The organism is Pedobacter jaeyakensis, assembly GCF_054461315.1.
Window position 1 is genome coordinate 4,038,058 of record NZ_CM136921.1, and the last position, 14,762, is coordinate 4,052,819.

A 14,762-nucleotide genomic window follows, 5' to 3' on the forward strand; every position below is an offset into this window, starting at 1 on the left:
TGCTCAATTAAAATCCTCCCAACTGTTGGGCTATACTGAAGTGGAACTGGCCTTTGTTTGCATCAGGTAACCCTGGTATTTTGTCAAATCCATATCCGTAATCCACACCCAGTAATCCAAATATTGGCAGGTAAATCTTAGCACCAACACCTACAGATCTTCTGATATTAAACGGATTAAAGTCGCTAAACTTATTCCATGTATTACCACCTTCAGCAAATGCAACCACAAATGCTGTAGCAGACTGGCTTGCAATAACAGGATACCTCAACTCCATTACATATTTATTAAAGATCGGGCTACCTGAGTTACGGGCGATATTTGGATCTGATCCTACTGGGATAACTGTATTATTCGCATATCCACGCATAGCAATCAACTCAGAACCTTGTAAGAAGTCAAACCCTTGCATACCATCACCACCAAGTTTGAAACGCTCAAATGCTGATTGTCCTACCGCACGGTTATATAATCCCAGGAAACCGAATTGTGCTTGTGCTTTTACCACAAACTTCCCAGCTAATCTTTGGTACCATTGAGACTCAAATTTCCATTTATGGTATTCCGTGAACTTATAACGCTGCTTATCAGAAGCGGTTGCATAGTTCAAGTTATTAATCAGTGAATATGGTGGCGTAGCCTGAATAGTAAACCTGAAGATTGATCCATCTGTAGGGAAAATCGTACTGTTTCTCGAATCCCTGCTTAGTTCCTGGGTTAAGTTAAAGTTGTATGACGTTCCTGTACTAAACAAGTATCCAGGGTAGTTATTCAAAATGTATTGCTGAGCATTGATAGAGTGCGTAAGCTGGAAATAGTTATCAGGAAATTTCAATACCCTTCCCAGGCTAATCGTAACACCATTCAAACGAATCTTTTGAAAATTGGTACTTGCTGAATTGGCACCGTTAGATTGAGAAGAAGTGAATGCACTTACCCCAAAACTAATCGGCTTCTTCCCACCTAGCCAAGGCTCAGAGAATGAGAAACTATACGATTGGTAATACTTACCATTGGTCTGACCCCTTAAACTTAACTTCTGGCCGTCTCCTTTTGGCAATGGCTTGTATGCAGAACCATTAAAAATATTTCTCAAAGAGAAGTTATTGAAAGTTAAACCCAAAGTTCCGATGATGTTACCACCACCAAAACCACCTGAAAGTTCAATCTGGTCAGACGGCTTTTCTTCAACTGTATATTCAATATCAACTGTGCCATCAGCAGGATTCGGTTTTGGAACAGGTACAGTTTTAGATTCATCAAAATAACCTAGCTGACCTAGCTCACGTATGGTACGTACCAAAAGCTCTTTAGAAAACTTCTCTCCTGGCTTTGTACGAACCTGACGCATCGCAACACGGTCATGTGTAATGGTATTACCTTTAATCGTTACACGGTTGTTGGTATACTGTGGACCCTCGGCAATACGCATTTCCAATTCAACAGTATCTCCGTAAATTTTCGTTTGTACAGGCTCAACATTGAAAGTCAGGTAACCGTCGTTCAAGTATAAACTTGAAACATCCTCACCTGATGGACTTCCCCGAAGTTTCTTTTCCAGTTTCTCTTCGCTAAAAACTTCACCCTTCTCTATACCTAAGATGCTAGCTAAAGCCTTATCGGTATACTTCGCATTGCCAGCCCAGGTAATATTACCAAAGTAATATTTAGGCCCTTCATACAGATCTATTTTAATCCCTATCGACTTATCGTTGTACTTGTAAATACTGTCTTTGAGAATTGTTGCATCACGATAACCTTTCTCTTGCATTTTTGCTACAAGTTTTACTTTATCCTCATCATACTTCTCCTTATTGAATTTACCAGAACCAAAAACTTTATAAAAAGCCTGTTGCTTAGTCTTCTTAAGGAACTTCCTCAATTTTGCTGAAGAGAATTCCTTATTCCCGGTAAAGTTGATTTCATGCACCTTTACCTTGTCTCCCTTGTCAACAAATACCTGTAGTACCATACCGTTTTCAAGATTGGGATCTGGGACAGTTTTATATTCAACTGAGGTAAAGAAAAATCCTTTGCCCAGTAAGTATTTCTTGATTGTTGCAGTGGTAGAATTGTATAAGTTGTCGTTGATGATTGCCTTACCTTTTTTCTCGTTTATCTTTTCAAGAATATCCGTCTTCTGAGATTTACTTAAACCATTCAGCTCAAACGTACTCAAACGCGGACGTTCAACTACAGCAATATCAAAATAGACAGTGTCTTCGTCAATCTTACTGATGTCTAGTTTGATGTCGTCAAACAAGCCCTGTCCCCATAATACTTTAATCGCATTTGCAGTGGCCTCGCCTGGCAAAGTAATGCGCTCTCCCTTGATCAATTTAGAAAGCGTAACAATAACATCTTTATCTATAAATTGGGTACCGCTAATCGTAGTTCCACCAATAATATACTCTTTTGGATTGAAATAATCTAGGTCAAGACCATTAACCTTTAAGGTTGGCTGGGCAGGAGGAGTTTGTGGACGGGAAATTTGTGCCATCGTTGGTAAACCAATCAAAAGCATAAATATGAGTTGATATATTCTTTTCATTTACAATCTAAAAATCGACGCTAAGTTAATTTAAACACATGTTAAAAAGTGTTAAAGTTAAAATTAGTTCAATTGTTCACTAATTTTACCGAAGCGTCTTTCACGCTTTTGGTAGTCTACAATAGCTTCAAAAAGGTTCTCCTGTCTGAAGTCAGGCCATAAGGTATCGGTAAAATAAAGCTCGGTATAAGCCATCTGCCACAATAGAAAATTACTCACCCGATGTTCTCCGCTGGTACGGATCATCAGTTCAGGATCAGGCATATTAACCGTAGTCAGTTCTCTTGAAAAATTCTCTTCATTTATATCGGCTATGGCTAGTTTCTTGTCTTCAATCTGTTGTGCTAATTTCTTTGCGGCATTCAAAATTTCCCATTTTGCACTATAACTCAAGGCAAGTGTTAAGGTACAGCGTGTATTGTTTGCTGTTTTATCCATAGCACTTTTTAAATCGTCAATGCATTTCTGTGGTAAGGAAGCAATATCACCTATGGCATTAAGCCGGATGTTATTTTTGGTCAAAGTTGGTGTTTCCTGGTTAATGGTCGAAATCAATAGTTCCATTAATGCATTCACTTCTTCGATAGGCCGGTTCCAATTTTCAGTTGAGAAAGCGTATACCGTTAAGTACTTAATTCCTATATCCGCACAACCTTCCACGATATCCTTCACAGAAAGAACACCAGTCTCATGGCCAAAATGCCTGAATTTGCCTTGATTTTTCGCCCATCGCCCATTACCATCCATGATAATCGCTATATGTTCAGGAAGGCGTGTAACGTCAATTTGTTCTTTGAATCCCATTATAATGTGCAAATATGCCTAAAATGTATAACATTTTTGGGACACAAAGGTAAAAGATATGCCAATACCTACAAACATATATGAATCTCTTTTCCTAAAATCCCCCCTTTGGGTTCCAGGAAGTCCATATTCAGGATTTAAAGAAGGGTTAGAAAGTTTTTCTCTAATGGCCCTGTTGTCGTCGGCAGGCCAAACGTTTGGATCTGCATACACGCCGCTAACATCGTCCAAATAGTCCGTAAAAGCAGTCCTGTAGCCTATCTGTGTAAATAACCCCCAATTTTCTTTGAGCCTCAGCTTTGCGCCAATTCCATAGGGTACCGACAAAGCAAAGTTCCTATATGCACTCGACTGGCCCTCAGTTTGATAAAAACGTAGCCTATATTCCTGTATTTCTGTAGAACTTCCAATCTGATAATTTCCTTTAGGACTAAAAAAAACCAGCCCAATACCTGTAAAAACATATGGTGTAAAATTCTTGGTACCCCCACCAGCAAAATACTCCAGGAAATTAAAATCAGCCTGCAGGCTCAGTTCATTTAAAGATGTGCTAAAGTTGAGTCCTCTGTTTTGCTGATAGGCATTACTACTCTTCAGGTCATCTGCTTTTACCTTGCCGTAGTTATAATGCAGGCCGAGCGCCCAATAAGGATCTAAATTAAGTTTAAGATAAGCACCTGCTGATGGTCCGCTAACTTTAAAATAATTTGTTTGGTTTAAGTCTCCGATATATGAAGCACCTCCTGCGCCTACACCTATTTCCAAATTTTGCGCATCGGAACTCGTATACTTAAAAGTAAGCATCGTAAAAACTCCTGCAAAAAATAGCATACATCGCATATCAGTAATTTCGGGTATCTATTCCCCAAAGTAATTTGTTCCTCAGGGTAGTCAGATAACTTTCATCGTTTAAACGAATCAAATTTACATGAAAGGACGCTTTATTTAAAGTTATTTTAACTGACCTGTCAACAGTCTCTGTTCTGGAATCGCAGGAAACCAAAAATTTTGCACTCCGGGCTTCAATTTCAAATGTTAGGGAAACATCGTCTGGAATAATAAGTGGCCTTACATTCAGGTTATGAGGTGCTATGGGCGTAACCACAAAGTTTTGCGAACTAGGGAAAATAATAGGACCGCCACAACTTAAGGAATATGCTGTAGAACCCGTAGGGGTTGCAATAATCAAACCATCAGCCCAATAGGAATTGACAAACTCATTATTCATATAAGCATGGATAATCATCATAGCAGAATTATCTCTTCTATGTATGGTTACATCATTCAATGCAAAATTCTCATCGCCAAATAACCCTTGCTTTGAGCTGAGAATCAGCAAAGTACGTTTGTCTAAACTGTATTCTTTATTATGGATTGCTTCAATCGCCGTTTTTATTTCATCTTTATTGATACTGGCAAGAAAACCCAGTCGGCCAAAGTTGATCCCGATTACCGGGATTCCCGAGTCCCTAACCAGCGCCAATGTATCCAATAACGTACCATCTCCCCCAAGACTAATCAACACCGCTGTCTTGCCTGGTAATTCTTTGTGGTCCTGAAAAGTAATGATTCGGTCTGGGAGCTTAATCTTGTCGATGATAAAGTCCAGGTATTTTTTATAAACAAATATTGGAGTGTCGTATTGTTCAAGTACAGTAAAAACCTCCTGTACAAAAGGTAGTACGCTATTGTTAAATTCTCTGCCGTAAATCGCAATCATTAATTATACGTTTAAATAATTCATAAATGAATTATACCTGTCCTCCGTACCATCGTCAGAAAGCGTTGTGTTGAAGACTGCTTTTACCTGGTAATTATAACGTTCAAAGGAAGCAATAATACTTGAAAGCTCTGTTTTATTGATTTTAAGTGTAACCTCAAGTTTTGTAGAATCCGGAAAAGATTGTACGTATGATGATAGAATTTGGGCATTGTCTGCTTCCACGATCTGTGCCATATGCGCCAGTGAATTGTTCCTGTTACCGATCTCTAAAACAATGATTCCCCCTTGTTCCTTAACGGCGTAGATTTCTGACGTATATTCCAGAATATTGTTGATTGATACCAGTCCAAGGTAGTTCTTCTTGTAGTCAAGCACTGGAACCACTGATAAGTTTAACTGGTTAAACAATCTGATAATATCATACACATGGGCATCCTCATACACAAACGGATTGTGTAATGGCAAAGAAATAGCGCCGATGGCTTGTTGGGTATCTCTCACCTCAATCAGGTCTTCTTCTGCAAGCAAACCCAAAAACTGCGTCTCGTTTACAATCGGCAAATGGTAGAGTTTGAACTCAGTCATCCTTTCCAACGACTTCTGAACAGAATCAGATGTCTTTAGCGGGGGTATTGAATTGGATATGAGTTCAGATGCAAACATTTATTTCAATAAAATTCTATTTAAAAATTTGTCAAGATAATCGTTAAAAACTTCAGGTCTTTCCATCATCGGTGCGTGGCCGCAAAGATCAACCCAGTTCAATTCAGAATTGGGAAGTAACTGATGAAACTCATCAGCAACCTCTGGCGGGGTCACTTTATCCTGTTTACCCCAAATTAAAGAAACCGGTATCGTAATCCTCGATAATTCCTTCGACATATTGTGTCGGATGGCCGATTTAGCCAGGGCTAAAATCCTTATTACTTTGGATCGCTCATTTATTGTTTTAAAAACCTCATCCACCAGCTCTTTCGTAGCTGTGGCGGGATCATAAAAGGTAAACGCGACCTTTTCGCGCACATAATCGTAACTTTCTCTCCTCGGGAAAGAACCACCAAATGCATTCTCATACAAGCCAGAACTTCCTGTCAAAACCAAGGCTTTCACATGCTCCTGATGTGAAACAGTGAATACCAACCCAACATGTCCGCCTAATGAATTTCCAATCAAAACCACCTGTCCAAGCTTTTTGTACTTAATAAACTTGTGTACATATTTTGATAAACTTTTAACACCAAGTGTTAAGATGGGCAGCTCATAAAGTGGCAGTATCGGAACAAGAATATGGTAACGATCTTTAAAATGATCGATTGTAGCCTCCCAGTTGCTCAGTTCACCCATTAATCCATGAAGTAATACCAGGGTCTCACCTTTTCCGGCTTCAATATATTTAAACCCATTATCGTCTATTACTTCGTATTTCATGTGATTTTGGTATGTTCAGCTACTAAGTTAGTAGACTATATTTAATTTAATGTAAAAAAAGCAATATTTGTGTATACAGTATGCAAACACAATTTATGCCAATTGTGCTTTAACCAACTCGGCAATTAGTTTTCCATCAGCCTTTCCAGCTAATTCTTTATTGGCCAAACCCATCACTTTTCCCATCTCTTTGGCAGATGTTGCGCCAGATTGCTTAATCAAATCTGCAATAATCAGCGTTAGCTCGTCTCTGTCCATCTGTTTAGGCATAAAGCCTGCAATCACGGCTATTTCTTCCTCTTCTATCAGGCTTAAATCTTCACGGCCTTGTTGCTTGTAAATGTCTGAAGACTCCTTACGCTGCTTCACCAATCGCTGTAAAATTTTTAACTCTCCTTCTTCCGTAAGCTCTTCCGAAGTGCCCTTTTCAGTTTTCGCTAGTAATAATGCGGCTTTTATAGCCCGCAAACCTCTTAACCTGGACTGGTTTTTAGCCAGCATGGCTTGTTTAATTTCCTGATCTATTGTTGATGATACCATGTCAATCGTATAATTTAGTTTCTGTTTATGATGGTCGCTGCTGCCTGTGCTGTAGGCATAATCAGCATATCGTTAATATTTACATGTGCCGGTCTGCTCACTACAAACCAGATCGCTTCTGCAATGTCGTTGGCTACAAGGGGTTCAAATCCATCATACACCTTTTTTGCCCTACCCTCATCTCCTTTAAACCGCACCTTGGAAAACTCGGTTTCTACCATGCCCGGATTAATTGCCGTAACCTTAATACCATGGGGCAACAAATCAATGCGCATCCCCTTGTTCAACGCATCTACGGCATGTTTGGTCGCACAATATACGTTACCGTTTGGATACACTTCCTGACCGGCAATAGACCCTATATTGATAATGTGACCTGTTTTCTCTTTAATCATCCAGTTAGATACAATCTTTGTGGTATACAACAAGCCCTTCACATTGGTATCTATCATGGTATCCCAATCCTGGATGCTGCCCTTATCAATAGGATCCAAACCCTGACTAAGGCCTGCGTTATTGATTAAAACGGCTACTTTTTTCCACTGCGCAGCTAAGGTCTCTAATTTATAAGAAAGGTCTTCCTGATCTCTCAGATCTGCAACCAGATGTTTGACTTCGATGCCGTATTTATCCTCCAGGTGTTTTGATATTTCTGTAAGCAAACCTTCTCTTCTTCCTACTAGTACCAGATGATAACCCTGTGCAGCGAATGTATGTGCACAAGCGGCGCCGATTCCTGAGGTAGCACCTGTTATTAAAGCAATTTTTGCCATAGTCAATTATGAATAGTTAGACAAAGCTATAATTTTTTTGAACGTAGCTGCTACTCGAAAAATAAACTGAAAGTAACGTGACGCAGCATTAACTTGTCAATCGGGACTGCATAGCGATGGGGCTCATCAATCAGCACGTTATTCGCAGAATAGGATAACTTAATCTCCGGAGACATCTTAAAATATTCAAAATAAAGATCTAATCCAAACCCTGCTTCATAAGAAATAAAGCTCCGTGCATTATTCACAAACTTCTCTGTCGGGTCCGTAACTAAACTATTATTGGTTTTCTTTTTTGATGAAATATCTGCCGAATATTTTGCTCCACCTAAAACATAGGCCCGGAAATTATTTCTCCTGTTAGATTTTAGCTTAATTCCTAGCGGAAACTCTACCAGGGTAGTTTGAATCTTTTTCAGGTTATTGTCCGATGCGTTAGCATATTGATAATCAATAGACCGATCGTTAAATACCAACACCGGAGTAAACCTTACATCAGCATTTTCAGCTAAGCGCTTATTCACAACGAAGCCAATCCCAAAACCGGCTGATGGTTTTGAGGAGATGGATGTCAATGCCGAAGTATTTGGCACTTGTCCATCCGGATCAACATAGGGATCCTGCCAGTTCACCTTTTTTAGGATTTTAAATTCTGAAGAAATGTATTGAAATGTAAAACCATAGTGCAGCGGCTCATCGTCAACACCGCCGCCCCAGTTTTGGGCACTGGCAGTAATACTAAACAATAAACAGACTCCTAGCAGCTTTAATCTCATGTATATCTTACTTAATTCCGGTATAAATGGCGCTAATTCCAAAAGTTAGCCGCCTGTCCCTGGCATTCTTAAAACCAACTTTCTCCATAATGGCTATGAAATCTTTACCGTCAGGAAAAGCCGCGACAGATTCCGGAAGGTATTCGTAAGCTCTACCATCCTTGGAGAACAGTTTACCGAGCATTGGCGTAATATATTTGAAATAAAAATTATACCCTTGCTTAACCGGAAAATTTCTCGGCTTCGAGAATTCCAGGATTACCATTTTACCCCCTGGTTTTAGCACCCGGTACATATCAGACAACCCTTTCTCCAGATTCTCATAATTCCTGACCCCAAATGCAACAGTGATTGCGTCAAAATGATCATTACCAAATTGCAAACCTTCAGAATCACCTTTCTGAACCGAGAATACCTGCGACAGATTTCTTTCTATAATTTTTTTGCTGGCGATGCCAAGCATACCTTCAGAAATGTCTACCCCTATTATTTGCTCAGGGTTTAAAATCTTTATGGCTTCGAATGCAAAGTCGCCCGTTCCGGTTGCCACATCCAGAATAATCTTTGGCTTAATTGCCTTCAGCTCTCCTATCGCCTTTTTACGCCATATGATGTCTATTCCCATTGACATGAAATGATTTAAAAAATCATATGTTCCAGAGATGTTATTGAACATGTCGGCTACCTGCTCTTTTTTTGTCGCGGTTGGAGAATGGTATGGAGTAATGTTTTCGTTCATAGTGTGCCTCAAAGATAAGTATTGTTGAAACTTAATTTTCTACCTTTGTCAAATGATTATAAAATCAGCAACATTTATTTGTAGCAATACAAAGGTTTCTGCGCTGCCCGTTGCCAACATGCCCGAATATGCATTTATTGGCCGGTCAAACGTAGGTAAGTCGTCACTAATCAACATGCTGGTTAATCAGCACGGGCTTGCCAAAACGTCTCAGCGACCTGGTAAGACTCAACTGATTAACCATTTTTTGATCAACGAAAAATGGTATATTGTCGATCTTCCTGGATACGGTTATGCTAAAGTATCCAAAAACAGTCGTGAAAAGTGGGAAAAATTCATCCGGAACTACATTACAAAAAGGGAAAGTCTTCAATGTGTATTTGTTTTGATAGACAGTCGCTTAGAACCTCAAAAGATAGATCTGGAATTTTGCTGCTGGATGGGAGAAATCCAGATTCCTTTTGCCCTCGTATTTACAAAAGCCGATAAGCAATCTACAGTTAAGACAAACCAAAGCGTAGCTGCTTTCAAAAAGGCGCTTGGTGGTTGGTTTGAAGAAATCCCACCCTATTTTATCACATCAGCAGAAAAAAGCACGGGTAAAGATGAAGTATTGGAATTCATCACTAAAGTGAATCTTGATTTCGCAATGCCGATTCTAACTCCTAAAGAAGACTATTAAACTCAACATATGAAAAAGTACTTTTCACTTGTACTGTTTGCACATTCTGTTTTTGCCCTGCCATTTGCAATGATCGGCTTTTTTCTGGGCGTCACCACTACAGATAATCCATTTAACTGGATGCTGCTCCTGCTGGTCATACTTTGTATGGTTTTCGCCAGAAACTCCGCAATGGCATTTAACCGCTATCTTGATAGAAATATCGACGCAAAGAATCCGCGCACACAGATGAGAGATATTCCGGCTGGAAAAGTAACAGCAAAGTCGGCGCTGCTCTTTGTAATCATCAATTGTGTACTGTTCGTAGGAACAACCTTCTTCATCAATGCTCTTTGTTTCTATCTTTCTCCTGTTGCACTTTTTGTGGTATTATTTTACAGCTATACAAAAAGGTTCACAGCTTTATGCCATCTGGTGCTGGGCCTAGGTCTATCATTAGCACCTATTGGCGCATACATCGCAGTTACAGGCGCGTTTAATGTTGTTCCTGTGCTCTATTCATTCGCCGTACTCTTTTGGGTAAGTGGCTTTGATATTATTTATGCCCTGCAAGATGAAGATTTCGACAAACAGGAACAGCTTCATTCCATCCCAGTTGCCTTGGGAAGAAGAAACGCCTTAATGCTATCTGTAGTATTACATGTCGGGGCAGCCCTATGTGTCATCCTGCCCATCTTATTTACCAGTTTCAGTTTTATCTACTATATAGGCGTTACTTTTTTCTGCGTCATGCTTATATACCAGCATTTACTGGTAAAACCAAATGACATCAGCAAAGTCAATAAAGCTTTTGCTACCACAAATGGCTATGCCTCCGTTGTATTCGCCATCTGTTTTTTATTAGATGCACTAATGAGGAACAACTTTAACTTCTAGATCATGATCGACCTTACAATACCTAAAAAGAAAAGAAACTATATTCCACAGGAACTGGAAATCAAATGGGAAAAACTGGAACCAATTCTGGAGGAATTAATGGACAGATCCATTGCAAATGTTCATGAGTTAGAACAATGGCTAAGAGACAAAAGTGAGTTGGAAGCTGCTTTAGAAGAAGATTTTGCCTGGAGGTATATCAAAATGAGCTGCGACACTACAAACGAAGCGCTCGTTCAAGATTTCCAATACTTCGCTACAGAGATTGATCCAAAATTATCGCCACTGTCCAACAAGTTGAATCAGAAATTTAACGACAGTCCTTTTATTGACGAGCTTGATCATGATAAATATTTTGTATTCATCAGAGCTGTACGAAAAGCCATAGAACTTTACCGAGAAGAAAATGTCGAGCTACTCACCAAACTTCAGGTTACCCAACAACGGTACCAGTCAATTACAGGTTCAATGAGTGTGGTCATCAATGAGCAGGAGTACACCTTAGAGCAAGCCGCAAATTTCGTAAAAGATACCAGCAGAGCGGTTCGTCATCATGCATGGGAAACCATCCAACAACGCAGACTGGTAGACAAAGATGAATTGAACATCCTTTTTGATGAACTCATTACAATGCGGCATCAGGTTGCGCTAAATGCAGGCTTTGAAAACTATCGTGACTACATGTTCCAGGCACTGGGAAGATTCGATTATACACCTAAAGATTGCTATCATTTTCACGAAGCTATTGAGAAAGAAATCGTACCAGTACTTAGGGAGCAGGCTGAAAAACGTGCAGAACTGCTTGGACTTGAGGAACTGAAACCCTGGGATCTGGAAGTCAGCACTTCAGGTAAACCTGCACTCAAACCATTTAAAAATGGAGTTGAGTTAATTGACAAAAGCATTTCCTGTTTCAATGCCATAAATCCAAAACTTGGTCAGCTTCTGGCCATTATGAAGCACAACAACCTGTTTGATGTGGAAAGCAGAAAAGGCAAAGCACCCGGTGGCTACAACTATCCGTTGGCGGAGACCGGCGCACCATTTATTTTTATGAACTCGGCAAATTCTTTAAGAGATCTGACTACTATGGTTCACGAAGGTGGACATGCAGTACATACTTTCCTTACCGCTAACCTCGAGCTTAATGACTTCAAGCACTGTCCCGCAGAAGTAGCTGAACTCGCTTCTATGAGTATGGAACTCATCTCTATGGACTACTGGGATATCTATTTTGAAAATGAAGAGGACCTGTTGCGTGCCAAAAAAGAACAGTTGGCTGATGTTCTAAAAACATTACCCTGGGTTGCGGTGATTGATCAGTTCCAGCATTGGATCTATACCAATCCTGGTCATAATGCGGCCGACAGAGAAGATGCGTTCAAACAAATCTACACGCGCTTTGGCCATGGGTTTGCAAACTGGGATGGATTAGAACAAGAATTTGGAAACGTTTGGCAAAAACAATTGCACCTTTTTGAAGTTCCTTTCTATTATATCGAATATGCAATAGCTCAGCTTGGTGCAATCGCTATCTGGAAAAATTACAAAGAAAATCCTGAAAAGGCTTTAGAACAATACCTTGAGGCACTTTCATTGGGCTATAGCAAACCAATTAATGAGATTTACAAAACTGCAGGCATTAAATTCGACTTCAGCGTAGGTTATATTGAAGAATTGGCGGCTTTTGTCAAAGATGAATTGCAGAAACTAGGCTAAATTCAATACTATTTCCATAAGTTTGGATTATCCAACCAAACTTAATTGATTTTCTATGTTTGAAAAACTATTTAGAAAGAAATCCATAACCAAAATCCTGGCAGATGCGGAAAAAGGATACGGTGAACATGGAACATCTCTGCATAAAACACTTGGGGTAAGAGATCTTACCGCTTTTGGAATTGCAGCAATTATTGGTGCTGGTATTTTTAGCACGATTGGTAAAGCCAGTGCAGATGGTGGCCCGGCTGTTATTTTCCTTTTCATTTTCACTGCAGTAGCTTGTAGCTTCGCAGCATTTGCATATGCAGAGTTTGCCTCAATGGTACCGGTATCCGGCAGTGCCTACACCTATTCTTATGTAGCATTTGGAGAACTGGTTGCCTGGATCATAGGCTGGTCGCTCATCATGGAATACGCCATCGGTAACATCACTGTGGCCATATCCTGGTCAGATTATTTTACCGGACTCCTCTCCTCCATTAAAATACCCGCGTTTGGAATCGATGGAATAAATCTTCCAGATTGGATGACGATGGATTACCTTTCCGCGTTCAATGGCCACAAACACGCAGAAGCGTTATTAAACGCTGGTAAAAGCTTTAGCGACCTGGAAGATGGGATCAGAATAGCAGACAACGCATGGAATACTGCGCCAAAAATTGGCAGTTTCCATCTTGTGGCAGACCTTCCAGCCCTTGGCATTATTATTTTCATTACCTGGTTGGTTTACCGGGGAATGAAAGAATCCAGAAATGCCAGTAACGCCATGGTCATCGTAAAACTCGCAGTAATATTGCTAGTCCTTTCAGTAGGGGTTTTTTATGTGGACACTTCTAATTGGAATCCTTTTGCACCAAATGGTGTGTCTGGAGTTTTAAAGGGGGTTTCTGCCGTTTTCTTCGCTTATATTGGTTTTGACGCAATTTCAACCACGGCGGAGGAATGCAAAAATCCACAGCGAGACCTTCCAAGGGGAATGATGTGGGCAATTATCATTTGCACCATACTCTATGTAGCCATCGCGTTAGTTTTAACCGGAATTGTAAATTATAAATTACTGGCCGTTGGAGATCCTTTGGCATTTGTATTTGACCAGATCGATCTTAAATTGATGAGTGGCATTATTGCCGTGAGTGCAGTCTTTGCAATGGCTAGTGTATTGTTGGTATTTCAAATGGGGCAGCCACGTATCTGGATGAGCATGAGCAGAGACGGCTTGTTGCCGAAAGCATTTTCAAGAATACATCCAAAATATCAGACCCCATCTTTTGCAACGATAGTGGTGGGTTTTGTTGTAGCAGTACCTTCCCTTTTCATGAACCTAACTATCGTAACTGATTTGTGCTCTATCGGAACTTTGTTTGCCTTTGTATTGGTATGTGCGGGTGTCCTTGTTCTGCAAAATAAGCCTGATATCCAGAGGGGCAAATTTAAAATCCCCTATGCAAACTCCAAATACATCATCCCTGTTTTACTTGCAGGGGCGGTAGCAATCGCGTTTACAGTGTATAAAAAAGAGTCTACCTCCTTTCTTTTGAATACGCCTAAAGTTTACGAACCTGTACCATTTTTAACTTCCTTAGACGATGCTGAACTTTCGATAGTTAAAAAAGACGTCAAGGGTGCAGATGCGGAAGCCTACTTAAATAGCCTGACCACTGCTCAATATGAAGAGTTTATGGCTAGCTCGGCTGTTTCTGCAGATAAAAAATATGAAAGTGGCTTGAGCCTTTTCAAGCATAAGATACCAATGTGGATTTTTCTACTCATCTGTGTAGTCATCACTTATTACTGCGTTACAAAAAACCTTTCCCTAATTCCTGTTCTTGGATTAATCAGTTGTCTCTACATGATGTGTGAACTGGGAATCTCTAACTGGATCGGATTTGGAATATGGCTAGTAATTGGCCTGGTAGTGTACTTTTTATATGGATTTAAACACAGCAAACTCAACCTAACTAAATAAAACCGAAAAATTTTTCTTTAAATTCTACATTATGAGAATAATTCTCTACATTAGACGTTAATAAAGAATATTCATTGAAAAGACTGAATATTTTCCCTTCCTACTTATCCCTAAAATTGTTTGGTTGGAAACCCTACAATAAAGGCTCCTCCCCGGAGCCTTTTTATTTTTTACTTACATCC

14 protein-coding genes are annotated in these 14,762 nt (G+C 39.9%); 4 read left to right on the forward strand and 10 right to left on the reverse strand.

The window, feature by feature from the left end:
* Window positions 1–7: 7 nt before the first annotated feature.
* The 10 genes from bamA to ubiE form a co-directional block, all read right to left on the reverse strand.
* Window positions 8–2,551 carry an outer membrane protein assembly factor BamA gene (bamA, locus tag ACXZ1K_RS17900; RefSeq protein WP_458971049.1) on the reverse strand — a complete coding sequence of 848 codons (2,544 nt, stop codon included), beginning with the start codon at window positions 2,549–2,551 and terminating at the stop codon, window positions 8–10.
* 63 nt (window positions 2,552–2,614) lie between these two features.
* Window positions 2,615–3,355, reverse strand: a complete 741-nt coding sequence (locus tag ACXZ1K_RS17905; RefSeq protein WP_458971050.1) for an isoprenyl transferase — start codon at window positions 3,353–3,355, stop codon at window positions 2,615–2,617.
* An 18-nt stretch (window positions 3,356–3,373) separates the two neighbouring features.
* Window positions 3,374–4,186: a type IX secretion system protein PorG gene (porG, locus tag ACXZ1K_RS17910; RefSeq protein ID WP_458971051.1), complete on the reverse strand. Its 813-nt coding sequence runs from the start codon at window positions 4,184–4,186 to the stop codon at window positions 3,374–3,376.
* A gap of 10 nt (window positions 4,187–4,196) precedes the next feature.
* Window positions 4,197–5,075: an NAD kinase gene (locus ACXZ1K_RS17915; RefSeq protein ID WP_458971052.1), complete on the reverse strand. Its 879-nt coding sequence runs from the start codon at window positions 5,073–5,075 to the stop codon at window positions 4,197–4,199.
* Window positions 5,076–5,078: 3 nt separating this feature from the next.
* The gene (locus ACXZ1K_RS17920; protein ID WP_458971053.1) at window positions 5,079–5,741 is read right to left on the reverse strand and encodes a CBS domain-containing protein; all 663 of its coding nucleotides are present in this window, start codon (window positions 5,739–5,741) and stop codon (window positions 5,079–5,081) included.
* The gene (locus ACXZ1K_RS17925) at window positions 5,742–6,506 is read right to left on the reverse strand and encodes an alpha/beta fold hydrolase (RefSeq protein WP_458971054.1); all 765 of its coding nucleotides are present in this window, start codon (window positions 6,504–6,506) and stop codon (window positions 5,742–5,744) included. It abuts the gene before it with no gap.
* Between the two features lie 93 nt (window positions 6,507–6,599).
* The gene (locus ACXZ1K_RS17930) at window positions 6,600–7,046 is read right to left on the reverse strand and encodes a GatB/YqeY domain-containing protein (RefSeq protein WP_458971055.1); all 447 of its coding nucleotides are present in this window, start codon (window positions 7,044–7,046) and stop codon (window positions 6,600–6,602) included.
* A 14-nt stretch (window positions 7,047–7,060) separates the two neighbouring features.
* Window positions 7,061–7,819, reverse strand: a complete 759-nt coding sequence (locus ACXZ1K_RS17935) for an SDR family NAD(P)-dependent oxidoreductase (protein ID WP_458971056.1) — start codon at window positions 7,817–7,819, stop codon at window positions 7,061–7,063.
* A gap of 50 nt (window positions 7,820–7,869) precedes the next feature.
* On the reverse strand, window positions 7,870–8,595 hold the full coding sequence (gene porT, locus ACXZ1K_RS17940; protein WP_458971057.1) for a type IX secretion/gliding motility protein PorT/SprT: 726 nt from the start codon (window positions 8,593–8,595) through the stop codon (window positions 7,870–7,872).
* 7 nt (window positions 8,596–8,602) lie between these two features.
* A complete protein-coding gene (gene ubiE / locus ACXZ1K_RS17945; protein ID WP_458971058.1) occupies window positions 8,603–9,334 on the reverse strand; it encodes a bifunctional demethylmenaquinone methyltransferase/2-methoxy-6-polyprenyl-1,4-benzoquinol methylase UbiE in 732 nt (243 codons plus the stop codon).
* Between the two features lie 52 nt (window positions 9,335–9,386).
* Between ubiE and yihA the strand changes: the two genes are divergently transcribed.
* The 4 genes from yihA to ACXZ1K_RS17965 are packed head-to-tail and all read left to right on the forward strand — an operon-like array spanning window position 9,387 to window position 14,580.
* Window positions 9,387–10,016: a ribosome biogenesis GTP-binding protein YihA/YsxC gene (gene yihA / locus ACXZ1K_RS17950; protein WP_458971059.1), complete on the forward strand. Its 630-nt coding sequence runs from the start codon at window positions 9,387–9,389 to the stop codon at window positions 10,014–10,016.
* 9 nt (window positions 10,017–10,025) lie between these two features.
* Window positions 10,026–10,892, forward strand: coding sequence for a UbiA-like polyprenyltransferase (locus ACXZ1K_RS17955; RefSeq protein ID WP_458971060.1), 867 nt, complete (start codon window positions 10,026–10,028; stop codon window positions 10,890–10,892).
* A 3-nt stretch (window positions 10,893–10,895) separates the two neighbouring features.
* The gene (locus tag ACXZ1K_RS17960; RefSeq protein ID WP_458971061.1) at window positions 10,896–12,611 is read left to right on the forward strand and encodes a M3 family oligoendopeptidase; all 1,716 of its coding nucleotides are present in this window, start codon (window positions 10,896–10,898) and stop codon (window positions 12,609–12,611) included.
* A 55-nt stretch (window positions 12,612–12,666) separates the two neighbouring features.
* Complete coding sequence (locus ACXZ1K_RS17965; protein WP_458971062.1) at window positions 12,667–14,580, forward strand: amino acid permease; 1,914 nt, start codon at window positions 12,667–12,669, stop codon at window positions 14,578–14,580.
* The last annotated feature ends 182 nt before the right edge of the window (window positions 14,581–14,762 follow it).

Coding starts and splice junctions, on each gene's coding strand:
- bamA (WP_458971049.1), bottom strand. CDS start 2,551: ATGAAAAGAATATATCAACTCATATTTATGCTTTTGATTGGTTTACCA.
- ACXZ1K_RS17905 (WP_458971050.1), bottom strand. CDS start 3,355: ATGGGATTCAAAGAACAAATTGACGTTACACGCCTTCCTGAACATATA.
- porG (WP_458971051.1), bottom strand. CDS start 4,186: ATGCTATTTTTTGCAGGAGTTTTTACGATGCTTACTTTTAAGTATACG.
- ACXZ1K_RS17915 (WP_458971052.1), bottom strand. CDS start 5,075: ATGATTGCGATTTACGGCAGAGAATTTAACAATAGCGTACTACCTTTT.
- ACXZ1K_RS17920 (WP_458971053.1), bottom strand. CDS start 5,741: ATGTTTGCATCTGAACTCATATCCAATTCAATACCCCCGCTAAAGACA.
- ACXZ1K_RS17925 (WP_458971054.1), bottom strand. CDS start 6,506: ATGAAATACGAAGTAATAGACGATAATGGGTTTAAATATATTGAAGCC.
- ACXZ1K_RS17930 (WP_458971055.1), bottom strand. CDS start 7,046: ATGGTATCATCAACAATAGATCAGGAAATTAAACAAGCCATGCTGGCT.
- ACXZ1K_RS17935 (WP_458971056.1), bottom strand. CDS start 7,819: ATGGCAAAAATTGCTTTAATAACAGGTGCTACCTCAGGAATCGGCGCC.
- porT (WP_458971057.1), bottom strand. CDS start 8,595: ATGAGATTAAAGCTGCTAGGAGTCTGTTTATTGTTTAGTATTACTGCC.
- ubiE (WP_458971058.1), bottom strand. CDS start 9,334: ATGAACGAAAACATTACTCCATACCATTCTCCAACCGCGACAAAAAAA.
- yihA (WP_458971059.1), top strand. CDS start 9,387: ATGATTATAAAATCAGCAACATTTATTTGTAGCAATACAAAGGTTTCT.
- ACXZ1K_RS17955 (WP_458971060.1), top strand. CDS start 10,026: ATGAAAAAGTACTTTTCACTTGTACTGTTTGCACATTCTGTTTTTGCC.
- ACXZ1K_RS17960 (WP_458971061.1), top strand. CDS start 10,896: ATGATCGACCTTACAATACCTAAAAAGAAAAGAAACTATATTCCACAG.
- ACXZ1K_RS17965 (WP_458971062.1), top strand. CDS start 12,667: ATGTTTGAAAAACTATTTAGAAAGAAATCCATAACCAAAATCCTGGCA.